Raw genomic sequence first — 25,595 nt, 5'->3', positions numbered from 1 at the left:
CCTCTTTTTAAAGCTTGGACTCCCATAGAGTCAACCGATCGTCATTTCTTATCTGATGTTTTAGATTTTGTCTTACGCACCTTTCGTTTTACCTTCCAAATGCTAGCTCCTAAAGCCGGCAAAGTAAAGGTCAAGGTTTGTTCATAATCCTTCCACAGTCCCTCTTGAGACTGAACTGTCGGATTGTGCTCTTTCCAGACACCTCCCCATTCTTCTAATTCTGTATTCCAAATTTCTTCATAGACCGCTGATACAGGCACACCAATCGTAAAGTCCTTGCGTTCTACTGGTGCCATATTGAAGACACATACTAGAAGCTCGCCTTTACGATTCTTCCGGACCATAGACAAGACGCTCTGATCTCGGTTATCTGCATCAATAATCTCTAAGCCATCAAAGCTATCATCAATCTCCCACAATTCTTTGTGTTCTTTGTAGAAATGATTGAGCTGAGAAGTGAAACGACGCATCTTAGCATTCATTTCATCCTCTAGATTGCCCCATTCCAGTTGCTCCTCTGACTTCCATTCCAAAAATTGACCAAATTCTGAACCCATAAAGAGCAATTTCTTACCTGGATGGCAGATTTGATAAGTTAAGAGATTACGAAGCCCAGCAAATTGATTGTAACGATCTCCCCACATCTTGTGCATCAAACTCTTCTTACCATGCACCACTTCATCGTGTGAAAATGGTAGTAAGAAGTTTTCAGAAAATGCATACATGTAGCTGAAGGTTACCAGGTTAAAATCAAATTTCCGGTAGACTGGGTCTTCCTCGTAGAATCGAAGGATATCATTCATCCACCCCATATTCCATTTATAGTCAAAGCCAAGACCACCTTCTTCTTCAGGTCCTGTGATCTTTTGACCAGCAGAGCTTTCTTCTGCAATCATCATGACATCTGGGTGTTCGTTCTTAATAATCGCATTCAAACGTCTAAGGAAATGAACGCCTTCGTAGTTGAGGTTTCCACCATCAATATTTGGTGTCCATGGACCACTATCGTAGTCAAGATAGAGCATATTGCTCACAGCATCGACCCGAATCCCATCTAAATGATAGGTATCAATCCAAAACTTCAAACTAGAAATCAAAAATGACTGGACTTGATTCTTCCCTAAATCGAAGTTCAAGGCTCCCCAACCATAGTTATGAGCTCGATGTTCATCCTGGTATTCAAAGGTTGGTGTTCCATCATAATAAGCCAAGGCATCATCATTGATAATGAAATGTCCTGGTACCCAATCCACGATCACTCCGATATTGTTGAGGTGACATTCTTCAACGAAGTCTTGAAACTCTTCTGGACTACCATAAGTTTGCTCGAGTGCAAAATAGCCCATGAGCTGATAGCCCCAACTCAAACCCAATGGATGGGCCATCACTGGCATAAATTCCACGTGGGTGTAGTTCATCTCCACTAAATACGGAATCAATTCTTCTTTTAGTTGTTTGAAGGTATAGGAACTGTGATCGTCATTTCGTTTCCAAGATCCTGCGTGAACCTCATAGATATTAACAGGTCGTTCCTTAAAACCAAGTTTTTTACGGCGTGCTCTCCAAAGACCGTCTTTCCAGTTCTTTTCCGGAATGGTCTTAATGATAGACCCTGTATTGGGTCGTTTTTCCATCCATAACGCTAGAGGATCAATTTTTTGAACCTGATGACCATTATTTCGTGTCACCAAATATTTGTATATATCTCCCTCTTTTGCATCTGAACAGAAGACTTCCCAGACGCCTCCTTCATTACGAACCATTGGAATTCTACAGGCTTCCCAATCAGTGAAATCACCAATCAGATCCACCGCCTGAGCATTGGGAGCCCAAACACGGAAGGTAAAACCTTCTTGTTCTCCCCTTGTTTCCTTGTGAGCTCCTAAGTACTCTTGAAGATGGAAATTATCCCCTCTTCCAAATGTCCATAAGTCTGTGCTTCTATCCATATACTCACCTCTTTGTTTTTTTGAAAGCGTTTTCTATTTGGTCTTATTTTACTATAAAATCACTTAATTTTCAAGTTGATTCCTGTAAAATCATGTAAAATTATCAGGAAAAGTTCTTTCATTTTCTTTTCCGAACCTTTTACTGCATTCCTTCGCTTTCCTCCTAATCTTACTTACGATTATACTATATATACGAGGAAAATTAAAGAAAAAACCGAACATTTAAACCACTATTTTTATTACTAACTAGTTTATTACGAATAAAATGAACATTTTTATGAACAATGTAAAAAAAGACTAAGACAGATTTGTCTTAGTCTTGTTGAATTCTTAGTCTACGTTCACATATTCTTTTGAAAGTTCAAGAACTTCTTCCATTGTTGAACATTCAGTAAGAGCACGGTTAGCGTATTCTTGCATTTTAGCTGTGTCGAGTTTCTTCATCAAGCTACGTGTACGAAGGACAGATGTAGCTGACATAGAGAACTCATCCAAGCCCATTCCGACAAGAAGTGGAACGGCAGTTTGGTCACCGGCCATTTCACCACACATACCAGCCCATTTGCCTTCAGCGTGAGCCGCTTTGATCACGTTGTTGATCAAACGTAGGATAGATGGGTTATATGGTTGGTAAAGGTATGAAACTTGTTCGTTCATACGGTCAGCAGCCATTGTGTATTGGATCAAGTCATTTGTACCGATTGAGAAGAAATCAACTTCTTTGGCAAATTGGTCCGCAAGCATCGCAGCAGCTGGGATTTCAATCATGATCCCTACTTGGATATCATCTGCCACAGCAACACCTTCAGCAAGCAATTTCGCTTTTTCTTCTTCAAGAATACCTTTAGCTGTACGGAACTCCGTCAACAAAGCAACCATTGGGAACATGATCCGCAATTTACCGTGAACAGATGCCCGAAGCAAAGCACGCAATTGTGTACGGAACATTTGATTACCAGTTTCAGAGATAGAAATACGCAAAGCACGGTAACCCAAGAATGGGTTCATTTCTTTAGGAAGATCGAAGTAAGGAAGTTCTTTATCCCCACCAATATCCATTGTACGAACGACAACAGGTTTACCGTTCATACCTTCAAGAACAGCTTTGTAGGCTTCGTATTGGTCATCTTCTGTTGGGAAGTCTTGAGAATCCATGTACAAGAATTCTGTACGATAGAGACCAACTGCCTCTGCACCATTATCGTTTACACCTTCAACGTCTTTAGGGGTACCGATGTTGGCAGCCAACTCGAAGTGTTTTCCATCAGCAGTCACTGTTTGAGCATCTTTAAGGAGAGCCCATTCAGCTTTTTGTTTGGCATAAGCTTCACCAGCTGCTTTGAAGGCTGCGATTTGTTCTTCAGTAGGGTTGATCACCACTTCACCAGTGATCCCTGAAACAGCCAAAACATCACCATCTTTGACAAGTTCTGTAATGTTATTTGTACCCAAAACAGCTGCGATTTCAAGTGTACGCGCCATGATAGCTGAGTGACTGGTACGTCCACCGATGTTAGTAACAAAGGCTTTTACGTACTTTTTGTTCAACTGAGCTGTATCAGATGGTGTCAAGTCATGCGCTACCACGATTGCTTCTTCATTGATCGAAGCAGGGTTAGGCAATTTCTTACCAAGCAAGTTAGCAAGCACACGTTTTGTAACGTCACGAATATCCGCTGCACGTTCTTGCATGTAAGGATTGTCTTCCATTCCTTCAAAGATTGCAATGAACATGTCAGTGACTTCTTTCAAGCCAGCTTCTGCATTGATTTTTTTCGTACGAATCGTTTCTTTGATCTGACCAATCATTTCAGGGTCAGCGAGAACCATCATATGCGCATCAAAAACTTGCGCTGCTTCTTCACCAAGGCTTGCTACTGCATTCTCCCGAATAAGAGAAAGCTCGTTTTGTGAAGCTTCAAGAGCTGCATCCAAACGAGCTTCTTCTGCACTTGTATCTTCGACTGAAACAGTCTCAAATGATAAGTCTGGTTGAATGAGCAAATATGCCTTAGCAACGGCAACACCGTCAGATGCTGCAATTCCTTTTAGCATTTTTGTCATATTTTTAAGCCAATCCTTCTTTAGTCATTGTTTCTGAGATAGCTGCGATCGCATCATCAGCGTCAGCACCTTCAGCAGAAATTACAACGTCAGCACCTTGACCAACACCAAGGCTCATAACACCCATGATTGATTTCAAGTTAACTGATTTACCTTTGTATTCAAGAGTGATGTCTGATGCAAATTTGCTAGCAGTTTGAACCAACAAAGTTGCTGGACGTGCGTGGATACCTGTTTCTGCCACGATGTGGAAATCTTTAGAAGCCATAATTGGACTCTCCTTTTAAAAAATAGTTTTTGAGTTACCTTTTGATAACCCTTACAATTTGGTATTATATCATCTTTTGAAATTTTTTTCAAGATTTTTATCACTGACTTACAGAAAAAGACTGCGAAAAATCCCAATTTAGATACATTCTAAGAAGCTACTGAAGAATGGAGAAAAAATCTTTTCAATTTTCTACTATATTATAAGTAACATTTTCCTCCGCTTTCAAATAAAAAGAAGCAACTGTACCACAGGATATTGATTCACCAAAAAATTATAACTAATTAAAGATGCTTTAAAGCCTATTCCTATCCCATTTCTTGGAATTTCTCAATTTCCATTCACCACAATATATTGTGTTTTAAAAACCCCATTTCATATCTTTGCACAATATTTAGTTTTATTTTGTTGACAAGTTGCTGGATTTTGTTTATACTGTTTACAGATTTATATTTCGATAGGAGAACGAAAAAGAAATGGTAACCATTTATTCAAAAAATAATTGTGTTCAGTGCAAAATGACCAAACGCTTTCTTGATAGCAATCAAGTAGAATATCGCGAAATTAACTTAGATGAACAGCCAGAATTTGTAGAACATGTTAAAAACCTTGGCTTCAATGCTGCTCCAGTTATTCAAACACCGGATGAAGTATTTTCTGGTTTTCAACCAGCTAAGTTGAAGAAACTTTCTTAATAAACATAGGATTTTGCTTAAATAGGGTCTAGCGTTAGCAACCTAACACTAGACTTTTTACTTGTAAAGAGAGGACTTCTCCTCTTCATTTTTTTGAACTAGAAAAGGATTATTATGGGATTAAAATCTCTTGAAGATGTGACGTATTTTCGTCTTAACAATGAAATCAACCGTCCAGTAAACGGCCAAATCATGCTTCATAAAGATAAAGAAGCTTTAGATGCTTTCTTTAAAGAAAATGTTGTACCAAATACAAAAGCCTTTGACTCGATTACAGACAAGATTCAGTACCTTCTCGAGCACAATTACATTGAGAGAGCTTTTATCGAGAAATATCGTCCTGAATTTTTAGAGGAATTGGCCCAATTTATCAAAGACCAAAACTTCCAATTCAAGTCCTTCATGGCGGCTTATAAATTCTATAACCAATACGCTCTGAAAACAAACGATGGAGAATATTATCTTGAAAGTATGGAAGACCGCGTCTTCTTTAATGCTCTTTATTTTGCGGATGGAAATGAAGCTATCGCACGAGACATTGCAAACGAAATTATCCACCAACGCTACCAACCAGCTACTCCTTCTTTCTTGAATGCTGGACGTGCCCGCCGTGGAGAATTGGTCTCCTGTTTCTTGATCCAAGTAACCGATGACATGAATGCAATCGGACGCTCTATCAACTCTGCCCTCCAACTTTCACGTATCGGTGGTGGGGTTGGAATCTCCCTCAGCAATCTTCGCGAAGCTGGAGCACCGATCAAGGGCTATGAAGGAGCCGCTTCTGGGGTCGTTCCAGTTATGAAACTCTTCGAAGATAGCTTCTCTTACTCTAACCAATTGGGACAACGCCAAGGGGCTGGGGTGGTTTACCTCAATGTCTTCCACCCAGATATCATCGCCTTCCTTTCAACTAAGAAAGAAAACGCCGATGAAAAAGTTCGGGTTAAGACTCTTTCACTTGGCGTCGTCGTACCAGACAAGTTCTACGAGTTGGCTCGTAAGAATGAAGAAATGTATCTCTTCAGCCCATACTCTGTAGAGCGTGAATACGGAGTGCCATTCAACTACATCGACATCACTGAAAAATACGATGAGTTGGTTGCTAATCCAAACATCCGCAAGACAAAAATCAAGGCCCGTGATTTGGAAACTGAAATTTCAAAATTGCAACAAGAATCTGGCTACCCATATGTAGTTAACATCGATACTGCTAACCGGGCAAATCCAGTTGATGGGAAAATCATCATGAGTAACTTGTGTTCAGAGATCCTCCAGGTTCAAGAGCCAAGCTTGATCAACGATGCCCAAGAATTTGTCCAAATGGGAACAGACGTCTCCTGTAACCTTGGTTCCACCAACGTGGTTAACATGATGACTTCACCTGATTTTGGACGTTCTATTCGTGCCATGGTCCGTGCCTTGACCTTCGTCACTGATAGTTCTCATATCGTCGCTGTTCCTACTATCGACCACGGAAATAGCCTTGCGCATACCTTTGGTCTTGGAGCCATGGGACTTCATAGCTACCTTGCCCAACAATTGATTGAATATGGATCACCTGAATCTGTTGAGTTTACGAGCATCTACTTCATGCTCATGAACTACTGGACTCTCGTAGAATCAAACAATATCGCACGTGAACGAGGCATTACCTTCCACAACTTTGAAAAATCAGACTATGCCAACGGTAGCTACTTTGATAAGTACACGACTGGAGAATTTGTACCAAAATCTGATCGCGTCAAAGAACTCTTTAAAGATATCTTCATCCCTAGTGCAGAAGACTGGGCAGAATTGCGTGCGAAGGTTCAAGCAGATGGTCTTTACCACCAAAATCGCTTGGCTGTTGCACCAAATGGTTCTATCAGCTACATCAATGACGTATCTGCTTCTATCCACCCAATCACACAACGGATTGAAGAACGCCAAGAGAAGAAAATCGGGAAGATCTACTACCCTGCAGCTGGATTGTCAACAGATACCATTCCATACTACACTTCTGCCTACGACATGGATATGCGCAAAGTCATCGATGTCTATGCTGCCGCAACTGAGCACATAGACCAAGGACTCTCACTGACCCTCTTCATGCGCAGTGATATTCCAAAAGGGCTTTACGAATGGAAAACTGAAAACAAACAAACCACTCGTGACTTGTCTATCCTTCGCAACTACGCCTTTAACAAGGGAATCAAGTCTATCTACTACGTCCGTACCTTTACAGATGACGGTGGAGAAGTTGGCGCCAACCAATGTGAAAGCTGTGTCATCTAAGACACTCTGATCCATTGCTACCAAAAAGTCGGTTCGCCGACTTTTTGTGCGGTATTCTAACAATTGTGATAGAATAATAATGATTGTATGATCGAATGAATTAGAAAAAGAAAGAGATTTCAAATGGAAACTTACTACAAAGCCATTAACTGGAATGCCATCGAGGATGTCATCGATAAATCTACTTGGGAAAAGCTAACCGAACAATTTTGGTTGGATACACGAATTCCTTTGTCAAACGACTTGGATGACTGGAGAAAGTTGTCTAATAAAGAAAAAGACCTAGTTGGTAAAGTCTTTGGTGGATTGACGCTCTTGGATACCATGCAGTCTGAAACGGGTGTACAAGCTCTTCGTGCAGATATTCGTACGCCTCATGAAGAAGCCGTCTTTAACAACATCCAATTTATGGAATCTGTCCACGCTAAGTCTTACTCTTCTATCTTTTCGACCTTGAATACCAAGTCAGAAATCGAAGAGATTTTCGAATGGACCAATACCAATCCTTTCCTTCAAAAGAAGGCAGAAATCATCAATGAAATCTACCTCAATGGTACTCCTCTAGAAAAGAAAGTAGCTAGCGTCTTTCTTGAAACCTTCCTCTTCTACTCTGGTTTCTTCACACCGCTCTATTATCTTGGAAACAACAAGTTGGCCAACGTGGCTGAGATCATAAAGTTGATCATTCGGGACGAATCTGTTCACGGAACCTATATCGGCTATAAATTCCAACTCGGATTTAACGAATTACCAGAAGACGAACAAGAAAAACTCAAAGAATGGATGTATGACTTACTCTACACCCTCTATGAAAACGAAGAAGGCTATACAGAGAGCCTCTATGACGGTGTTGGCTGGACAGAGGAAGTCAAGACTTTCCTTCGTTACAACGCTAATAAAGCCCTCATGAACCTGGGACAAGATCCACTCTTCCCTGACTCTGCAGATGATGTCAACCCGATCGTCATGAACGGGATTTCAACCGGTACATCCAACCACGACTTCTTCTCTCAAGTCGGAAATGGATACCTTCTCGGTGAAGTAGAAGCCATGCAGGATGACGATTACAACTACGGATTATAAGTCAAAAACCTTTCCAGACGGAAAGGTTTTTTCGTTGCAATCTTTTTCTGATTGAAGCTACTTCTTTTTTGAAAAAAGAGGCTGGGACAAAAGTCCTAGTCTCTTTTTGTTGTTGGATTGTCGAGCAAGACGCAGTGGTTGAGTGGGCTCTACTACGCTGATTTCATCAGCTTTTACAGCCCTACTCAACTGTGCGGAGGTGGGACGACGAAATCGAATTCTAACGAATGTCCGATTTCTGTCCCACTCTCTCCTATTATTACAATTTACCTGCTACTGCATCCAACAATTCTTGGATCTTGGCTTGGTTGCTTCCTCCTGCCATGGCCATGTCTGGTTTTCCACCACCACGTCCATCGACGATTGGAGCCAATTCTTTAACCAAGTTACCTGCGTGGATATCTTTAGTCTTGCTAGCTACGAGAAGGTTGACCTTGTCACCAATAGCTGCGACAAGAACAAGGACTTCTGAGTAGTCTTTTTGTTTCCAGTTATCCGCAAAGGTACGAAGGGCACCTGCATCTGATACAGAAACTTGACTAGCAATGTAACGGTGTCCGTTTGCTTCTTGAACATGTTTGAAGACATCACCTGCCACTGCTGCTGCTGCTTTTTCCTTCAATTCAGCATTTTCTTTTTGCAATTGACGGAGTTGTTCTTGAAGTCCTTCAACCTTGTGAGGTACTTCTTTGAGTTGAGGAGCTTTCAAGGTTGCTGCGACTGCTTTCAGTGCATCTTCTTGTTCACGATAAGCTTCAAAGGCTTCCTTACCAGTCACTGCTAAGATACGACGAGTTCCTGATCCAATACCTTCTTCTTTGACAATCTTGAAGAGACCAATCTCAGAAGTGTTACCTACGTGGGTACCACCACAGAGTTCCACTGAGTAGTCACCGATAGTGACTACGCGAACTTCCTTACCGTATTTCTCACCAAAGAGGGCCATAGCTCCCATTTCTTTAGCGGTGTCAATATCAGTCTCAACTGTCTCCACTGCGATGGCTTCCCAAATCTTCTCATTGACTTGTTGCTCAATAGCACGCAATTCTTCAGGAGTGACAGCTTGGAAGTGAGTGAAGTCAAAACGAAGGAATTCTACTTCATTAAGTGATCCTGCTTGAGTAGCATGGTGGCCAAGGATGTTGTGAAGAGCCGCATGGAGCAAGTGAGTGGCTGTGTGGTTCTTCATGACACGATGACGACGATTGCTATCGATAGCCAAAGTGTATTCTTGGTTCAATGCAAGAGGAGCAAGAACTTCAACGGTGTGCAATGCTTGTCCGTTTGGTGCTTTTTGAACGTCTGTCACAGTCGCTACCACGTTTCCTTGAGCATCTAAGATTTGACCATGGTCCGCAACTTGTCCACCCATTTCAGCGTAGAAAGGTGTTTCTGCAAAAATCAGTGATGCAGTCCCTTCAGATACGCCTTCTACTTCTGCATTGTCAGCTACGATAGCCACCAACTTAGAAGGCAATTGGCTAGCATTGTAGTTGAAGACACTTTCTACAGTGATGTTTTGAAGGGTTTCATTTTGCATCCCCATGGATCCACCTTTGACAGCAGATGCACGCGCACGTTCTTGTTGTTCCTTCATAGCTGCTTCGAAGCCTTCACGGTCTACAGTCATACCAGCTTCTTCAGCGATTTCTTCTGTCAATTCCACTGGGAATCCGTAAGTATCATAGAGTTTAAAGACATCTTGACCGGCGATGACAGATTGACCTTTTTCTTTCAAGTCTGCTACGATGCCTTGGGCAAAGTGTTGACCTGAGTGAAGGGTACGAGCAAATGACTCTTCCTCACTCTTCACGATCTTTTCAATAAAGTCACGTTTTTCAAGCACTTCTGGGTAGTAGCTTTCCATGATTTTTCCAACAGTTGGAACCAGTTTGTAAAGGAAAGGCTCATTGATACCCAATTTTTGACCATGCATAGAAGCACGACGGAGGAGACGTCGAAGGACATAACCACGACCTTCATTTCCAGGGAGAGCACCGTCGCCAATAGCAAATGAAAGAGAACGGATGTGGTCAGCGATGACCTTAAAGCTCATGTTGTCGCCATCTTGGTCATAAACTTTACCAGACAATTTCTCCACTTCGCGAATGATCGGCATGAAGAGGTCCGTTTCAAAGTTGGTCTTCGCCCCTTGGATCACCGCTACCAAACGCTCTAGACCAGCGCCCGTATCAATGTTCTTGTGTGGCAATTCCTTGTATTCGCTACGAGGTACAGCTGGGTCTGCGTTAAATTGTGACAAGACAATGTTCCAGATTTCGATATAACGGTCGTTTTCGATATCTTCTGCAAGAAGACGAAGACCAATATTTTCAGGGTCAAAGGCCTCCCCACGGTCAAAGAAGATTTCAGTATCTGGTCCAGAAGGTCCCGCACCGATTTCCCAGAAGTTGTCTTCGATTGGAATCAAGTGACTTGGATCTACTCCCACTTCAATCCAGCGGTTGTATGAATCCTTGTCATCTGGATAATAAGTCATGTAAAGTTTGTCTTTAGGGAAGTCAAACCACTCAGGACTTGTCAAGAGTTCATAAGCCCAGGTAATGGCTTCGTCACGGAAGTAATCTCCAATTGAGAAGTTCCCCAACATTTCAAACATGGTGTGGTGACGCGCTGTCTTCCCTACGTTTTCGATATCGTTGGTACGGATAGCCTTTTGAGCATTGGTAATCCGTGGATTTTCAGGAATGATGGTTCCATCAAAGTATTTTTTAAGAGTGGCAACCCCTGAGTTGATCCACAAAAGGGTTGGGTCATTTACAGGAACCAAGCTAACGGATGGTTCTACTGAGTGGCCTTTTGTAGCCCAGAAATCAAGCCACATTTGGCGGACTTGTGCACTAGATAATTGTTTCATGTTTTTCTCCTAATTCTTATTTAACTAATTGGCGCCAGTTTCCAACATTTCGACGTAATCGATGGCGACACAAAGCGAGATGACTAAATCCGCATACTCGTCCTCATAGACCGATACTTGATAGGTCGAGGTGAGATGAAAGAGTTCTTTGCTAATCTCAGCGACGATTTGATCCCGATCATCGAATAGTTTAAAATCTAGATCCCAGATATTTCCTTGTACCCGAAGGCCTAAATCTTCAATATCATATTTGTCCCTAAAGACCGTCAACTTTTTATGGATAAAAAAGCGATTCCCTTTTTTCAACTCAACCACAAACTTTGGAAGAAGACTGACTGGTTTTTTAGTGATCTGACTGACTACTTCTCCATTCTTATCATAAATGGTAAAAGTCTTAGGAATTTTAAGAAAGGATCCCTCGACCTGGTAATCAACATTTCCTAACTCATCCTTAATATCGAACCGTTCACCGCCCAATCGAAACTTTTGTTTTACTTGATAGGTTCTCATCTTTTGATCTCCTTTGAAAAACCCCAGGTAACTGCTCATAAGCAAAAGACAAGCTCATATCACGAAGGGCGAGAAACCGCGGTACCACCTTCATTCAATGAACTTGTCATTCTTCATTTTATATGCAATTGTCTCAGCCGAGTAGCAAAATTATTTCTCTTCCATGGCTCGCACCCCCGCCACTTCTCTGCATCCGATTCTAAATAATTTATTCTCAACTATTTCATTATACAAGTTCCAAAAGGAACCGTCAACTATTTTTTAGATGATGAGCTGCTATCGCTTGTTTGAACACCGATATTTTGCAAATATTGGTTGAATGTTGATTTGAAGGCATCATCTTTGACCTTGATATTGGCATTGGTCATCGCTTTTGCAATAATGCTACGGATGTAGTTAGTATCTTGCTTACGACCATCAACAATGATCTCTTTCAAACGTTTTTCATATTTCTTCCAGTCAGAACCTTTTTCTGTCTTCTTGTTTAATTTGACAATATAGTAGCTAGCAGAATAGTTTTGACCTGCTGAAACTGTGATGACATCTGAAATCCCGTTTTCATCCAACTTAAAGGCAGCTTCTTTGACTTGAGATGGAATATCCGCTGTTCCTGAATCAAATTTGACTTCGCCACCTTTATCTTTGGTAGCTGTATCTGTCGAATTGTCTTTGGCGATTTGGGCAAAGTCTGCACCTTCTGCTTTAGCTGCTTCCAACACTTCTTTTGCTTTATCTTCTGAATCCAACTTGATAATTTGCGCTGTTACTTCTGGTGTATATGATTCAAAAGCCGCCTTATAGTCAGATTCTTTGATATCTTTCTTAGCCGCTTGGTTGACTGCATATTCCAACAACATATTGCTACGGATTTGTTTCTTAGCTGTTTCTTCCGTCAAGCCTTGTTGCGCCAAATAAGCATCGAATTGATTCCCCAATTGTTTCTTTTGTTTAGCCAATTCTTTATCGACTTCTTTATCAGAAACTTTTGATCCATATTCTTTTTCAAAGACTTTATTAATAGTCATTTGGAAAAGAACTTGTTGAGCTCCTTGATTGTTTTTGATTTCATCATAGAAATCAGAAACCGTAATCGTGTCCCCTTTCATGGTCACGACGTCTTTGTTTGTACCATTTGTACATGCTGCTAAAGTTAGGACTGATAGCAAGGTCACGGCACCTGCTACAAGTTTTTTCTTCATGAAAATTATTCTCCGTTCCTTTTTAAACTTCTTCTATTTTACCACAAATTAGAGAGAATACCTTAAATTAACCTAAAATGAGCTAGGATCTGGCAAGGTTACCGTCTCTGCATTTTTACGAATCATCAAAATACCATCACCAAGTGGCACCAAACTAGCGGTCAAATCTGGATGATTAAGAGTTGCATTAAAGAGGTTCTGAAGCCCACGATAAATGGTTCGCTGCCCACGACGAACTTCCATGATGTCTTTGGCAACATCTCCCCCTTGGAAAATATCATCCAGTACCACAATGCCTCCAACTTCTAAGAGTTCGAGAATCCGTGGCAAAAAGACAATGTATTTAGACTTGGCTGAGTCCATAAAGACAAAGTCATAGGTCTCTGTTAAATCCTGTAAGACATCTACAGCATCTCCTTCAAGCAAGGTGATTTGCTTTCTCTGATCGTATTTAGCCAGATTTTCCTTGGCAAAACCAATCATTTCTTCATTCCGATCAATAGTGGTAATTTGTGCATGGGGAGCATGTTCAGCCATTAAGAGAGCTGAAAATCCAATTGCTGTCCCAATTTCAAGGATTTTCTTTGGTTGTAAAGCTTGCAAGAGTAGTCTAAAGTATGCTACCGTTTCATGCGGGATGATGGGAATATTTTCCTTGCGGGCGAATGCTTCTAATTCCTTCAGGGCACCAGCTACCGGTTTTTGACGGGTCCGCATAAAGTCAACGATCTCGTCTTTAACGACTGGCCGGCGCATATTGTGGTTGGCGTTTTTACTATAAGACTCTACCATCTTATGCGAGTCCTAATTTTTCCACTAGGGCTTCAAATTCATTCAAACGACGTTCAAAGACCGCAAAGGCTGCGTCCAAATAGTCTTCTTTTTCCATATCCACACCTGCTTTGCGGATAACATTGAGTGGATAATCAGAGTTTCCAGCCTTCAAGTAGTCGATATATTTGTCACGATCTTCTTGGGTTCCATGAACGATTTTTTCAGCTAGAGCTGAAGCTGCTGCAAAACCAGTTGAATATTGGAAAACGTAGTAGTTATAGTAGAAGTGAGGAATACGTGCCCATTCATATTGGATTTCAGGGTTGTCTTCTTTTGAAAGACCGTAGTATTTCTCATTGAGTTCTGCATAGAGGTTGTTCAAGAATTCACTAGTCAAAACAGTACCTTCTTGGTCTGCTTTATGGATAGCATGCTCAAATTCGGCAAACTGTGTTTGACGGAAGACGGTTCCACGGAAGCCATCCAAGAAGTGATTCAAAATAGCAAAACGAGTTGCATCGTCTTCTACTTCTTCTAGGAGACGTTCTGTCAAGATATTTTCATTGGTTGTAGAGGCAATTTCAGCAAGGAAAATAGAGTAGTCTCCATAAACATACGGCTGGGTTTCACGGGTATAGCTAGAATGCATACTATGACCAGTTTCATGCACCAAGGTGAAGAGATTATCCAATGTATCTTGCCAGTTCAACAACATGAAGGCATTGGTATCATAAGAACCACCTGAATAGGCTCCTGAGCGTTTTCCTTGGTTGACATGCACGTCGATCCACCGTTCACTAAAGGCACGTTTCACACGAGAAAGATAGTCCTCACCCAAAACAGCCAAGACTTCTTCTGCTTTGGCCAATGATTCTTCATAAGTAAACTTGTAGTCTGTATCGGATAATGGCGTATACATATCGTACATCTTCAAGTCTGAGATTCCTAGAATTTTTGAGCGCAATTGCACGTAACGTTGCAAGAGTGGCAAGTGTTTGTTCACAGCTGCTACCAAGCTATCATAAACACTTTCTGGTACAAAGTTATCAGAAAGGGCTGCTTCACGGGCAGATGAGAATTTGCGAACTTTGGCATTGAAGTTGTGAACTTTTACATTGGTTTGCAAGGTTTTCGCATAGGTATGTTGGTACTGTTCATAGACCTTGTAGAGACCTTCATAAGCTTCCTTACGAACGGCACGATCTTTTGACTCTACCAAAGAAATATAGTTTCCATGTGTTAATTGAACTTCTTCACCCTTGTCATCATGCACAGTTGGAAAAACAATATCTGCATTGTCCAAAATTTCAAATGTTTCCCCACCAGCAGCAAAGATCTCACCAGCTCCTGCAAGTAATTCTTCCTCTTTTTGGGACAAGACATGTTCTTTTTTCTCTAGCAAACGATCAAAATAATGACCATATTGTTCCAAGGCTGGAACCTCACTCACAAAAGCTTTGTACTGCTCATCCGTAATAGCCATGAACTCAGGCTCATAGAAGGCAAAGGTTTCACCAAACAAGCTATAAAGCGACATCCCTTTTGATTGGTACTCTTGGTATTTAGCCACTCGTGTGTCTTGGTCATTTTTCATATGAGCATAGACGTAAACCTTTTCTAAACGACGGCTCAATTCCAAATATGCATTGGTTGTCTCCAAAAGCGTTTGCGCTGAATCCAACAAATGGCCAGCATAGTGGCTAGTTGCTTTAATATCTGAAGCTAAGCTAGCTGCTTCTTCTTCCCAAGCTTGATCTGTCGCAAAAATTGTCGACAAATCCCATTGGTATTTTTCATCAATTTCATTACGTTGTTTTACCATTTCGATTAAACCTCCAATGGTACTATTTTAGCATAAAAATGAACATTTCGGGAGGATTTCTATCTTAGAAAGTTAGCTTTTCTGCTGAGCATAAAAACGTGGGGGATAAAGGATCTGAACAGGTTGGATCCCTTGCGACTGATAATAGGTCATAAACTGCTGGTAGTAATCTTCTACATCCTCTTCAATTTGAAGCAAGTTCTGTGAAAGGATCGGACGACAAAGAGGATAAAAGAAATCCAGCCCCAGTTCCATCAGATGGTGTCCCTGCAAATAGAGTTCTTCCTGAAGCTTCAGCCACTTTTGGTGACGATAAAAGAGCTGCTGCTGTATAAACGTTAAAAATGTCCGATCGAGCTCGACTTCCATTTGCTGCATGGGTTGCGAAAGATAAGGGGTCCGTAAGACTTCTAGTAAGGACCTTTGGCCAAAAGGGAAAATTTCTGTTTGATAATGCAATCGCCCTCGTAAATCCTCATGGATGAGGTATTTCAAACGTAGCTCTTTCTTTGAAAGATCCAATTCCCAAAGATGGAACCCACGATTCTGACTAAAATAAAGAAAGCCAGCCTGCAGCTTTGTTAGTCTGTTTTTGAGCCACAATTTTTTACCAAGTAACCAATAGACCTGGTAACCATGGGATCGATAAGCATCGCTTCTCTCCTTCAAGCGTTCTAAAGATAGGGAACTGCACTGCACTTCCAAAGCTAACTTCTTATCTACTACTAAGAGATCTGCAATTTGCTGAAAATCTGCTAAATAACTTTCGACTTCTGTATTAGACTCCTTGGAGGCCCAGTTATAAAGACAAGCTTTCAATTCCAGATGTTCAAAACTCTCAGCTTCGTGATGATAGGGACAATACTGTAATTCTACATGAGCAAAATGAGCCCGTAGAACCGAGCCATTTTTTAGACGCACTGGACTATGACAAGCTAAGCAATAGAAGGGACCTTCTGTCACATCTGGGATCTCTTCGATACAGTTCCACCGCTTTTGATTCTTATCCATGGCAATAAACATAGCCCCACCTCCTCATCTATATCATTCGAAAAAAAATAAGAAAAAGGCTGGAAATTCCAACCTTTTCTTCCTTTTATTCTTCAGAATCTGAATCATCACTGTCGTCATCTGCAACAGGAGATTTACTCAATTCTTTCTGCATATCTTTCATTTCTTTACGAGTACTTTCCAACTCTTCTCGAGCATCTTTCAAGCTTTCGATCAAAGCTTCACGGTCTTCTTTAGGGACAACCGTGCTATCTGAACCGATGCTTTCCAAACCTTCATTAAAGATATCTTTTTGGTTTTCTAATTCTTGCTTCAAGGCACTAATCGTTGCATCGTATTGTTCTTTTGCGGAACCTGTTACTGAAGAGCCTGCTTCTTCCGTAAGAGAAACTGTCTGATCCATTAATTTTGCATACAACTTTTTGAAGTCGCCCACTGTTTTTGCCTTACTGATGTCCTCATCTGTAACGACACTTGAAGTTGACCCTTTTTCTGAATCTGTTGAAGTATCCTTACTTTTTGTAGTGTTGGCAGATTTGCTCGTCACTTTAGTAGTTGATTGACTATTTGAAGTTTCCTTCTTTGTTTCTTGCTTATTTGAACAAGCAGCTAGGGAAACAATCGTCAAAAGAGCAGCTGTCGATAAGATCATTTTTTTCATAAAATGGTCTCCTTTATTTTTATTTTACCTCATTCTATCACCGAATACTTTGATTGTCAAATTAATCACTAGTTCTTGATAATAGCAAAAAAATTGGGCAGAACACGATGAAATCAGTGTTTCTGTCCAATTCCTCTGTAGCTAGTCGTACAATTCTAGCAAATAAATTATTCTACATTGCCACCAAAAAGGCTGTGAGATCTTCCTTGGGGCATTTTTAAGGCAAAGGTCATTACAAAAACGATTCCTACTACTCCTGCTAAAAAGAGGCTCATAAGTTGATAGCCGCCGTATTCAATAAAGTTTGCAGCCAGTGGTTGTAATAGAATCGTACCTAGGTAGCGCGCCCCCTGTACAATAGCCATGGCAAGAACCAAGTCTTCCCCCTTCACCTGTTGGGCAATAAACCGCAAGGAAACCATAACCAAAACCATGCCTGTCGTATGCTTGGCTAAGAGTGTCAGGAGCACTTTTAAGAAGACAGGACTTGGAAGAGCATAGACGGCATATTGAGCGAAAATAATCCCGATTGGAAGTGCGATCAAAACCCGTAAAGGCCAGTGGTCCATGAATCGATCGGAGAAAAAGATCAAAGGAGCTTCTACTACAACTGAGATAGCCACAACCGTAGAGGCAATATGAACCGGTAGACCACTATCCATCAGCAACTCAGGAATATAGGTGTGACCGATATTACCAACCCCTGAAGCCAAGCCAATCAGAATAATAAAGAAGAGATAAGGACCGTTGTGAAGGAGAGGCCAAATAGAAACGGGCTCTTTTTCCTTTTCTATAACTGTCTCTTTTTTCTTCATTCGAACGGCACTCAGACAGAAAATACTTAGGACAATCGTGATTAAGACCGTATAATAGACTGCTTGGGGACTAAACTGATGATAGACCCAGCCAGCTATTTGTACTCCAACTGAGTAGCCAATCGTTCCCCAAACGCGAATCTTCCCAAAAGCGTATGGACTTTGCGTTGCAAAAACTTCCATCATGGGAGCTGTTCCATTCAAACAGACTAGAACGATTCCATAAAAAGCTGTCAGCCAAAAGAGATTGGGAGCCCAAAGAAAACCTAAGACTCCACCTATGATAATGCTCAGACTGAGGGTTGTCATTTTTACGATTCCAAATCGTTCATTGATATACCCAAAGAAGGGTTGGGCTACCATGGATAAGAAAAAGGCAACAGATACCAAGGTCGATACTTGGGTGGCACTATAGTGTTTCCCCATTAAATAGACAGAAATTAAGGTCGTAAAGAGGGAGGTAGACATAAAATAAAAACTATAGAGTAGCATATAAGCTGCATAAGAATTACGGAATTTTTTCATTTACATCCTTTCTAAAAGTATCCTAATGGAACAATGACAAAACCCAACCGACAATCAGTTAGGTTTTATTCTTAATCTTTATAATAGCGCTTTTGGGCGTCTCTTTTGCGTCGATCTCGACTTTGTTTTTCAATCGAGAGAATGATGACAAGAATGAGAATCGGAATTAAAATCAGGAAGTGATCTAGCGAAAGCCATTTACTTTGCTTGGCAGTCGCCTTTTTTCCACTTGCTGTTTCTTTGACCAGTTCTGGCTTGGCCCCTTCTTCCACCTTCATATCATCTCGGATTCCTTCAGACAGAGTATAGAGACCATTATCCACTGTCAAATACCCATCTTTTACTGCAAGTGTGGGCTCTTTAGCTCCCTTTTTCACCGTTGCATAGAATGGTTTTTCGAGTGTATAGGTCTTGCCATCAATCTGCTGGACACCAGCATCCAATAATTTCTTATAGCCAAAATCTTTATAGGCTTTTTCGATCAAGGCATTCCCAAATGGATGACGGTAATATTCTCCATCTTGGTCTGCCCAATCTCCAACCCCCATAATCACAGCAATTAAACGCTGATTGCCCCGTTTGATGGTTGCAATATAGTTGAAGGCTCCACGAGGGCTTGATCCCGTTTTCAAACCATCCACACCTTTTAAGGCATACTTGGCCCCTGGCAATGAATAATTATAGGTATCAAAGGTTTCCTCATACGGAGTTCCTTTTTTGACCGTTACTTGTGCTTGATTGGTATAGCTTAAGATATCTGGGTATTGATTGATAAAATGATAGACCAAAATTCCCAAATCACGCGCAGTTGTCTGGTTAGCCGCATCATTTGGATAATTGTTTACCTGATAGTAGCCTTGCAAGGTTGAGATGGCAGCCCCGCTTGGGTTATTCCAGACCGTATTAGTCATCCCCAATTCCTTAGCCTTGGCATTCATGCGCTCGATAAAGGCATCTGGATCATTGTTGGACATAAGATTGGCCAACATAAGGGTCGATACATTTGAGGATGGAACCACGGTCATGGTAATCAACTCAGGAATGGTATAGTCTACTCCTGCAACAATATTATTATTTGAGATTTCATAGATCTTACCGATCGCTTGATCTGAAGCAGTCGCCTTGATCACTGTATCTTTACTGATCTTGCCATTTGCCATATCTTCAAACAAGAGATAGAGCGTCATGAGCTTACTCATGCTGGCCGGATCTCTGACTTCATCGATATTGTCTTTCCAAAGAACATTTCCCGTATTGCCGTCAATTATGAGCGAAGAGTGTGGACGGTTAATGGCTTGGACATTGTCATTTGGATACATCTTTTGCGCCATATCCACCAACTCATCCGCACTCGCTAGAATTGGCTGGCATAAGAGACTCAGAAGGAGGCAAATAGACATCAAATATTTTTTTATCATAAACTTTTCCTTTATAACAGACTAATCAGCTGGAGATTGAAACAAGCTTCTAACCTTCATGCTCTTTCTTCTTGTCTCCCAGTAGATGAAAAGAGCCAATCCCAGCAGTTAATTACTTGTATTGTACCATACTTTGAAGCAGAAAAAAACCTATCTGGCCCGAATAAATCGGCGATAGGTCCTGTTTTTTATCGACTTAACAAGCTCAAAGCTTCCTTATCCGCAATAATGGTCACATTTGGATGTCCTTGAAGGGCACTAGCTGGCACTTTTTCTGTCCTTTCACCCTCTACCGTACCTTTGATCGCTTGGGCTTTCGATTCCCCATAGGCAAACAAGACAATTGATTTCGCAGCTAAGATATTAGCAATCCCCATCGAAATGGCTTGGGTTGGTACATCTTCGATCTTATCAAAGAAACGAGAATTGGCTTCAATCGTAGAGGCATCCAACTGAACTAAGTGGGTCTGACTATCAAAGGAAGTTCCCGGCTCATTAAAACCGATATGCCCATTGCGTCCAATCCCTAAGATTTGAAGGTCCACTGGATGGTCTTCTAGTATTTTATTATACCGGATCACTTCTTGATCGGCAGATTCTTCTACACCAGATGGGAGATAGCTTTCTTTGAATGGTTTGGCATCAAAGAGATTTTTTTCCATGAAATACCGATAAGATTGAGGATCATCTCCCGTCAACCCTACGTATTCATCTAAGTTAACACTGATTAGATTAGAAAGATCTAAATCACTTTCACGAATTTGTTTATAAAACTCAAGGGGACTGCTTCCAGTCGCAAGACCTAAGGTTTGCGCACCTTCCTTTAATATTTCTTTCAATATATCAAAGGCAACTTTTCCACCCTCAATTTGGTCCTTTACTTCAATAATTTTCATTGGATAGACCTCCTATTTCTCTATGCTTTTATTATATGGTATAGACCAATTTTTGTCAAGTGGAACCGCTATCTTTTTCTGGCGTTTTTTTCATTTTCAAGTCGATTCGTGATATAATGGAAGGTATGATTGTATCATTATTATTCATCATTTTTTTGATCGGACTCCTTGTCTTTCTCTTATCTTTCTTGATTCATCAAAGAAAGATTCTCAAGGTCCTGATCTTTTTGATGGGAACTGTCCTGATGCTTTTAGCTATCGGTACAACCATCTATCTACTCACAAATTTATTATAAAAGGAGCGCAAATGAATACCAACGACTTTGACTTTGATTTGCCTGAAGAACTAATTGCCCAAACCCCTCTTGAAAAACGAGATGCCTCTAAACTCTTGATCCTGGATCGAAAAACAGGGCAATTCCAAGACCGTCATTTTGATGCAATTTTGGATGAATTGGAGCCAGGAGATGCTCTTGTCATGAACAATACGCGCGTTCTACCAGCCCGCCTTCATGGGGTAAAACCAGAAACAGGTGGTCACGTCGAATTCCTTCTTCTTAAAAATACCCAAGACGACTGTTGGGAAGTCTTGGCAAAACCTGCAAAACGATTAAAGGTAGGGGCCACAGTCAGCTTTGGAGATGGTCGCTTGACCGCAACCGTCGAAGAAGAATTGGAACACGGAGGCCGTATCGTTCGCTTCCACTATCAAGGCATCTTTTTAGAAGTCTTGGAAAGTCTTGGCGAAATGCCACTCCCTCCCTATATTCACGAAAAGCTTGCTGACCGCGAACGCTACCAAACCGTTTATGCTAAAGAAAACGGTTCTGCTGCAGCCCCAACAGCAGGCCTACATTTCACCCAAGAATTGCTCCAAAAGATTGAAGCAAAGGGTGTTCATCTTGTTTACTTGACCCTTCATGTAGGGCTTGGTACCTTCCGTCCAGTATCAGTGGACAATCTTGAAGACCATGAGATGCACTCTGAATTTTACCAACTTTCTGAAGAGGCGGCTGCGACCCTTCGTCAAGTAAAAGCTGCAGGAAAACGCATCGTAGCTGTTGGAACGACTTCTATTCGAACCCTTGAAACGATTGGAAACAAATTTGATGGAGATATCCAAGCCGATTCCGGCTGGACCAATATTTTCATTAAACCAGGTTATGAATGGAAAGTCGTCGATGCCTTTTCAACCAACTTCCACCTTCCAAAATCAACTCTGGTCATGTTGGTTTCTGCCTTTGCTGGCCGTGAATTAACCTTAGAAGCATACCATCATGCTATTCAGGAACGGTACCGCTTCTTCAGCTTTGGGGATGCTATGTTCATCAAGTAAAGGAGTCTCTCATGAATAAAATTGAAAGCCGCCACCGCTTGATCCGCTCTATCATTTCTGAGCGTAGGATTCATACCCAACAAGAACTTCAAGAAGCCTTAGAAGCCAATGGTGTTCTCGTTACCCAGTCCACCCTTTCACGGGATGTCAAATCCTTGAATTTGGTAAAAATTAACGAGGGGGATAGTTCCTACTATGCGATGAATACTATCGCTCCTTCCCGTTGGGAAAAGCGCCTGCGAATGTATATGGAAGATGCCTTAGTCATGTTGCGTCCGGTCCAAAACCAGGTCGTTGTAAAAACTCTTCCAGGGCTTGCCCAATCCTTTGGAGCTATCTTAGATGCACTGGAACTGGATCAAATTGTAGCTACTATCTGTGGGGACGATGTCTGCTTGGTCATCTGTGAAGACAACCAAGGAGCTTTGGATTGCTTTGAAAAATTAAAAGAATTCACCCCACCCTTCTTCTTTAGCAAATAAAAAGTTTGGAAACTTAGTTTCCAAACTTTTTATTTTGTCGCTAGGCGCTGAATGGCTTCTCGATAGATTTCCATCGCAGCGTAGAGATCGTCAATTTTTGCTCGTTCATTGGCCTGGTGCTCGGTCTGTTCTGCACCTGGGAAAAGAGCGCCGAAAGCGACACAGTTTTCCATAGTTCGCGCAAATGTCGCACCACCTGAAGACATGGCTGGTGTCCTATCCCCGGTTTCTTCCTGGTAGACGGCCATCAAAGAGCTGACTAAAGGACTATCTAGCGGTACATATAAAGGAGCCAAATAGTCAAATTCTTCATACTCCAACTGATAGCTAGCCGCAATTTCTTGCAGACGAGCCACTAAATTCTCCTTATCTGCAAGGACTGGAATTCGAATATCAATTCCAATTTCCGATTGCTCTTGATCGATCACAAGGGTCGCAAGGTTGAAGGAAAGATCCCCACTTGGTTTATCTGTAATTTTTCCAAATAGGGCTTCTCCAGTTGCATCCTCACCAACAGCATCTGCAATAAAGAGCAAGGCTGGGTGGGGTTGGATGAGGGACAGACTTTCCGCTAAACCGACAATGGCATTCACTCCTTCGGCTGCATCTTTGGAGTGCTTGGAAACACCCATAACCGTTACAGAATCTTTTGTTTGGCTATACTGAACCCCACTTTGATCCAAAACGGGAAGCAATTCTTCTAAACGATGACCTGCATAGGTCGCTTTATCTGGAACAACATTGAGGGCCTGACCAGCCTGTAAGGGAAGATCATCCCAACCCGGACCATGCAATTTCACTTGTAACAAGCCCTTTTCAGCATAGGTTAATGGGAAAGAAGAATCTGGTGCAAACCCAAGATCTGCTTGTTCTTCCATTTGATTGTAGCGGTTCATACACCGCCACAAGGTTTCTTCATCCGTCCCAAAGATAAAGCGGATTCGTTTGGTAAACTGGATGCCATCATCCAGCAAACTCTTAACTGCATAGAGAGCAGCAAGTGACGGCCCCTTATCATCCTGCACACCACGACCTACCAAATAATCACCGACAATGGTTGCTTCAAAGGGTGGCGTTTGCCAATCTTTTAGATCACCGGCTGGAACAACATCCAAGTGACAAAGAACGGCCAGGAGTTCTTCCCCCTGACCGATCTCTGCATATCCATAGTATCCTTCAGGATCTATATAAGTTTGAAAACCTAATTCTTGAGCAAGCTCTAAGGTTTTTTCTAGGACATCTTGGATAGCTTGTCCAAACGGTGTTCCATTTTCCCCTTCATTTAACACAGAAGGGTAAGAAATGATGGTTTGAAGAGAGTTTAAAAACTGCTCTTTCACATCGTCCTTAATTCTTTTTTTCATGAAACACCTACTTTATTCTATTGCAAGAATGGAACCACAGTTCCTAGTAGAAGAAGGGCAATAGTAATCACAACAATCGCTACGACCAATTTACCCATGAATTTCCACCATGCACTCAAGTCAACACGTCCAAGAGCAAGAGCTCCCATAACGATACCTGAAGTTGGTGCGATCAAGTTCAAGACACCAGATGCAGATTGGTAAGCTGTAACAATCAAGCTACCTGGTACATTGACGAACTTACCAAGAGGTGCCATGATACCCATTGTTGCGCTGGCAAGACCAGATGATGATGGGATCAAGAATGACATTGGCAAGTAGAAAATGTAAGTCAAAACAATGAACAATTGAGATGAAAGACCTTTCAGTCCTTCTTCACCCCAGTGAAGAATTGTTGCAGTGATCATACCGTCGTTCATGATGACTTGGATACCACGTGCTACTGCTACGATAAGAGCAACACTCAAGAGGTCAGCTGCACCATTCATGAAGGATGAAATAATTTTATCTTCTTTCAAGCCATAAATGATACCAACAAGGATTCCCATGAAGGCAAAGAGCATAGCTGTTTGAGGGAAGTACCATGTACCAAGAGCATCTGTGTTACCGATCAATTGACCAAGCACTGGAACTTTATGAAGAGATTCGTTAAAGTTTTCAAAGAATGTAATACCCAAATCTTTGAATGGGATAAATCCAGCAACCATGATGACGAATGTCGAAATGAAGACGAGCAAGACACGTTTTTGTTTCTTGTTCATTTGTGAAGGGATTTCTTCGCCACTTTCTACGTTGAAGTGTTTCAAATCTTCTTCACGAGTTGCATAAGTGAGAGATTTGGTTGGGTCTTTTTGAACCTTATCTGCATAACGGTATACATAGTAGGTGCTAAGTCCTGTCAATACGATCCAGAAGATTACGCGGAGCAAGAGACCTGAAGCACTTGAGATACCTGCAGTATCAGAAGCGATAACTGTCGCAAATGGGTTCAATGTCGACGCCAAACATCCGATTTGTGATCCTAAGAGGATAATAGCCACCCCTGTCAAGCTGTCAAAACCAACAGACATCATAACAGGAACAAGAAGTGGATAGAAGGCCATAGTTTCTTCACCCATACCATAAGTTGTACCACCAAGGGCAAACAATGGCATCAAGATCAAGATCAACATTTTTTCGCGGCCTTTGTATTTGCGAACGATAGAAGCAATCCCTACATCAAGGGTACCTGTTTCGTTCACAACTCCAAGGAAACCACCGACCATCAAGATGAAGAAGGCTACGTCAATCGCTGCACTGGTTGGTGCTTTACCAAGCATGGCATTGATTGGAGCCATCAAGATATCCCAAATCCCTTGAGGATGTGCTTTTACAGATTCATAACTACCTGCAATGATAGCACCTGCATCGTCAACCTTGTATTGACCAGCTGGAATAATCCAAGTTAACACTGCCATAATAGCAATGATAATTAACAATACGGAAAAAGATGAAGGCATCTTAAATCCTTTTTTTGTTTTTTCACTCATTTGTCTTCCTCCTAACGCAACAAAGTGTGAGTGATGTTTTAC

21 protein-coding genes are annotated in these 25,595 nt (G+C 41.5%); 6 read left to right on the top strand and 15 right to left on the bottom strand.

Going from position 1 to position 25,595, the window contains the following annotated elements; all coding sequences use genetic code 11:
* Window positions 1–41: 41 nt before the first annotated feature.
* The 3 genes from glgB to AB5Y61_RS07405 all read right to left on the bottom strand — a co-directional run bounded on the left by glgB (window position 42) and on the right by AB5Y61_RS07405 (window position 4,281).
* Window positions 42–1,949 carry a 1,4-alpha-glucan branching protein GlgB gene (gene glgB, locus AB5Y61_RS07415; RefSeq protein WP_368403704.1) on the bottom strand — a complete coding sequence of 636 codons (1,908 nt, stop codon included), beginning with the start codon at window positions 1,947–1,949 and terminating at the stop codon, window positions 42–44.
* A gap of 330 nt (window positions 1,950–2,279) precedes the next feature.
* Window positions 2,280–4,013 carry a phosphoenolpyruvate--protein phosphotransferase gene (ptsP, locus tag AB5Y61_RS07410; RefSeq protein WP_049474827.1) on the bottom strand — a complete coding sequence of 578 codons (1,734 nt, stop codon included), beginning with the start codon at window positions 4,011–4,013 and terminating at the stop codon, window positions 2,280–2,282.
* Between the two features lie 4 nt (window positions 4,014–4,017).
* Window positions 4,018–4,281: a phosphocarrier protein HPr gene (locus tag AB5Y61_RS07405; RefSeq protein WP_003006411.1), complete on the bottom strand. Its 264-nt coding sequence runs from the start codon at window positions 4,279–4,281 to the stop codon at window positions 4,018–4,020.
* Window positions 4,282–4,757: 476 nt separating this feature from the next.
* On the opposite strand from AB5Y61_RS07405, the gene nrdH reads away from it, so the two are divergent.
* The 3 genes from nrdH (at window position 4,758) to nrdF (ending at window position 8,333) form a co-directional block, all read left to right on the top strand.
* Window positions 4,758–4,976 carry a glutaredoxin-like protein NrdH gene (gene nrdH, locus AB5Y61_RS07400; protein WP_368403703.1) on the top strand — a complete coding sequence of 73 codons (219 nt, stop codon included), beginning with the start codon at window positions 4,758–4,760 and terminating at the stop codon, window positions 4,974–4,976.
* A gap of 114 nt (window positions 4,977–5,090) precedes the next feature.
* Window positions 5,091–7,250: a class 1b ribonucleoside-diphosphate reductase subunit alpha gene (gene nrdE, locus AB5Y61_RS07395; protein ID WP_368403702.1), complete on the top strand. Its 2,160-nt coding sequence runs from the start codon at window positions 5,091–5,093 to the stop codon at window positions 7,248–7,250.
* Between the two features lie 123 nt (window positions 7,251–7,373).
* On the top strand, window positions 7,374–8,333 hold the full coding sequence (nrdF, locus tag AB5Y61_RS07390; RefSeq protein WP_037608336.1) for a class 1b ribonucleoside-diphosphate reductase subunit beta: 960 nt from the start codon (window positions 7,374–7,376) through the stop codon (window positions 8,331–8,333).
* Window positions 8,334–8,592: 259 nt separating this feature from the next.
* Here nrdF and alaS read toward each other — a convergent pair whose 3' ends face one another.
* From alaS to AB5Y61_RS07340, 10 genes are all read right to left on the bottom strand, one after another.
* Window positions 8,593–11,211, bottom strand: a complete 2,619-nt coding sequence (alaS, locus tag AB5Y61_RS07385) for an alanine--tRNA ligase (protein ID WP_368403701.1) — start codon at window positions 11,209–11,211, stop codon at window positions 8,593–8,595.
* Window positions 11,212–11,235: 24 nt separating this feature from the next.
* Window positions 11,236–11,721 (bottom strand): LURP-one-related/scramblase family protein, encoded by a 486-nt coding sequence (locus tag AB5Y61_RS07380; protein WP_368403700.1) that lies wholly within the window; start codon window positions 11,719–11,721, stop codon window positions 11,236–11,238.
* 254 nt (window positions 11,722–11,975) lie between these two features.
* Window positions 11,976–12,920, bottom strand: coding sequence for a peptidylprolyl isomerase PrsA (gene prsA / locus AB5Y61_RS07375; protein WP_368403699.1), 945 nt, complete (start codon window positions 12,918–12,920; stop codon window positions 11,976–11,978).
* 72 nt (window positions 12,921–12,992) lie between these two features.
* The gene (locus tag AB5Y61_RS07370; protein WP_368403698.1) at window positions 12,993–13,712 is read right to left on the bottom strand and encodes an O-methyltransferase; all 720 of its coding nucleotides are present in this window, start codon (window positions 13,710–13,712) and stop codon (window positions 12,993–12,995) included.
* Window position 13,713: 1 nt separating this feature from the next.
* A complete protein-coding gene (pepF, locus tag AB5Y61_RS07365; RefSeq protein WP_368403697.1) occupies window positions 13,714–15,516 on the bottom strand; it encodes an oligoendopeptidase F in 1,803 nt (600 codons plus the stop codon).
* 72 nt (window positions 15,517–15,588) lie between these two features.
* Window positions 15,589–16,539 carry a competence protein CoiA family protein gene (locus AB5Y61_RS07360; protein ID WP_195529520.1) on the bottom strand — a complete coding sequence of 317 codons (951 nt, stop codon included), beginning with the start codon at window positions 16,537–16,539 and terminating at the stop codon, window positions 15,589–15,591.
* A gap of 73 nt (window positions 16,540–16,612) precedes the next feature.
* Window positions 16,613–17,188: a hypothetical protein gene (locus AB5Y61_RS07355; RefSeq protein WP_195529521.1), complete on the bottom strand. Its 576-nt coding sequence runs from the start codon at window positions 17,186–17,188 to the stop codon at window positions 16,613–16,615.
* Between the two features lie 167 nt (window positions 17,189–17,355).
* Window positions 17,356–18,528: an MFS transporter gene (locus AB5Y61_RS07350; RefSeq protein WP_368403696.1), complete on the bottom strand. Its 1,173-nt coding sequence runs from the start codon at window positions 18,526–18,528 to the stop codon at window positions 17,356–17,358.
* Between the two features lie 71 nt (window positions 18,529–18,599).
* Window positions 18,600–19,946, bottom strand: coding sequence for a DUF1958 domain-containing protein (locus AB5Y61_RS07345; RefSeq protein ID WP_195529523.1), 1,347 nt, complete (start codon window positions 19,944–19,946; stop codon window positions 18,600–18,602).
* 188 nt (window positions 19,947–20,134) lie between these two features.
* A complete protein-coding gene (locus AB5Y61_RS07340; protein WP_368403695.1) occupies window positions 20,135–20,842 on the bottom strand; it encodes a glucosamine-6-phosphate deaminase in 708 nt (235 codons plus the stop codon).
* Between the two features lie 125 nt (window positions 20,843–20,967).
* On the opposite strand from AB5Y61_RS07340, the gene AB5Y61_RS07335 reads away from it, so the two are divergent.
* Genes AB5Y61_RS07335 through AB5Y61_RS07325 form a run of 3 tightly spaced genes read left to right on the top strand, consistent with a single transcriptional unit; the run spans window position 20,968 to window position 22,660 of the window.
* Complete coding sequence (locus tag AB5Y61_RS07335; RefSeq protein WP_049483678.1) at window positions 20,968–21,138, top strand: hypothetical protein; 171 nt, start codon at window positions 20,968–20,970, stop codon at window positions 21,136–21,138.
* An 11-nt stretch (window positions 21,139–21,149) separates the two neighbouring features.
* On the top strand, window positions 21,150–22,178 hold the full coding sequence (gene queA / locus AB5Y61_RS07330; RefSeq protein ID WP_003006367.1) for a tRNA preQ1(34) S-adenosylmethionine ribosyltransferase-isomerase QueA: 1,029 nt from the start codon (window positions 21,150–21,152) through the stop codon (window positions 22,176–22,178).
* A gap of 11 nt (window positions 22,179–22,189) precedes the next feature.
* Window positions 22,190–22,660: an arginine repressor gene (locus AB5Y61_RS07325; RefSeq protein ID WP_009732532.1), complete on the top strand. Its 471-nt coding sequence runs from the start codon at window positions 22,190–22,192 to the stop codon at window positions 22,658–22,660.
* A gap of 29 nt (window positions 22,661–22,689) precedes the next feature.
* Here AB5Y61_RS07325 and AB5Y61_RS07320 read toward each other — a convergent pair whose 3' ends face one another.
* Together AB5Y61_RS07320 and AB5Y61_RS07315 are read right to left on the bottom strand one after the other, a co-directional pair.
* Entirely contained in the window at window positions 22,690–24,024 is a 1,335-nt protein-coding gene (locus tag AB5Y61_RS07320) for a dipeptidase (protein ID WP_368403694.1), read from the bottom strand.
* 17 nt (window positions 24,025–24,041) lie between these two features.
* Entirely contained in the window at window positions 24,042–25,553 is a 1,512-nt protein-coding gene (locus AB5Y61_RS07315) for a YfcC family protein (protein ID WP_368403693.1), read from the bottom strand.
* Window positions 25,554–25,595 lie beyond the last annotated feature (42 nt).

Source organism: Streptococcus parasanguinis, from assembly GCF_040908565.1.
Classification (GTDB): Bacteria; Bacillota; Bacilli; order Lactobacillales; family Streptococcaceae; genus Streptococcus; species Streptococcus parasanguinis_AC.
This window is presented reverse-complemented; position numbering and strand designations above follow the sequence as displayed.

Excerpts from the sequence above, each read along its gene's own strand:
- glgB (WP_368403704.1), bottom strand. The coding sequence starts at position 1,949 with ATGGATAGAAGCACAGACTTATGGACATTTGGAAGAGGGGATAATTTC.
- ptsP (WP_049474827.1), bottom strand. The coding sequence starts at position 4,013 with ATGACAAAAATGCTAAAAGGAATTGCAGCATCTGACGGTGTTGCCGTT.
- AB5Y61_RS07405 (WP_003006411.1), bottom strand. The coding sequence starts at position 4,281 with ATGGCTTCTAAAGATTTCCACATCGTGGCAGAAACAGGTATCCACGCA.
- nrdH (WP_368403703.1), top strand. The coding sequence starts at position 4,758 with ATGGTAACCATTTATTCAAAAAATAATTGTGTTCAGTGCAAAATGACC.
- nrdE (WP_368403702.1), top strand. The coding sequence starts at position 5,091 with ATGGGATTAAAATCTCTTGAAGATGTGACGTATTTTCGTCTTAACAAT.
- nrdF (WP_037608336.1), top strand. The coding sequence starts at position 7,374 with ATGGAAACTTACTACAAAGCCATTAACTGGAATGCCATCGAGGATGTC.
- alaS (WP_368403701.1), bottom strand. The coding sequence starts at position 11,211 with ATGAAACAATTATCTAGTGCACAAGTCCGCCAAATGTGGCTTGATTTC.
- AB5Y61_RS07380 (WP_368403700.1), bottom strand. The coding sequence starts at position 11,721 with ATGAGAACCTATCAAGTAAAACAAAAGTTTCGATTGGGCGGTGAACGG.
- prsA (WP_368403699.1), bottom strand. The coding sequence starts at position 12,920 with ATGAAGAAAAAACTTGTAGCAGGTGCCGTGACCTTGCTATCAGTCCTA.
- AB5Y61_RS07370 (WP_368403698.1), bottom strand. The coding sequence starts at position 13,712 with ATGGTAGAGTCTTATAGTAAAAACGCCAACCACAATATGCGCCGGCCA.
- pepF (WP_368403697.1), bottom strand. The coding sequence starts at position 15,516 with ATGGTAAAACAACGTAATGAAATTGATGAAAAATACCAATGGGATTTG.
- AB5Y61_RS07360 (WP_195529520.1), bottom strand. The coding sequence starts at position 16,539 with ATGTTTATTGCCATGGATAAGAATCAAAAGCGGTGGAACTGTATCGAA.
- AB5Y61_RS07355 (WP_195529521.1), bottom strand. The coding sequence starts at position 17,188 with ATGAAAAAAATGATCTTATCGACAGCTGCTCTTTTGACGATTGTTTCC.
- AB5Y61_RS07350 (WP_368403696.1), bottom strand. The coding sequence starts at position 18,528 with ATGAAAAAATTCCGTAATTCTTATGCAGCTTATATGCTACTCTATAGT.
- AB5Y61_RS07345 (WP_195529523.1), bottom strand. The coding sequence starts at position 19,946 with ATGATAAAAAAATATTTGATGTCTATTTGCCTCCTTCTGAGTCTCTTA.
- AB5Y61_RS07340 (WP_368403695.1), bottom strand. The coding sequence starts at position 20,842 with ATGAAAATTATTGAAGTAAAGGACCAAATTGAGGGTGGAAAAGTTGCC.
- AB5Y61_RS07335 (WP_049483678.1), top strand. The coding sequence starts at position 20,968 with ATGATTGTATCATTATTATTCATCATTTTTTTGATCGGACTCCTTGTC.
- queA (WP_003006367.1), top strand. The coding sequence starts at position 21,150 with ATGAATACCAACGACTTTGACTTTGATTTGCCTGAAGAACTAATTGCC.
- AB5Y61_RS07325 (WP_009732532.1), top strand. The coding sequence starts at position 22,190 with ATGAATAAAATTGAAAGCCGCCACCGCTTGATCCGCTCTATCATTTCT.
- AB5Y61_RS07320 (WP_368403694.1), bottom strand. The coding sequence starts at position 24,024 with ATGAAAAAAAGAATTAAGGACGATGTGAAAGAGCAGTTTTTAAACTCT.
- AB5Y61_RS07315 (WP_368403693.1), bottom strand. The coding sequence starts at position 25,553 with ATGAGTGAAAAAACAAAAAAAGGATTTAAGATGCCTTCATCTTTTTCC.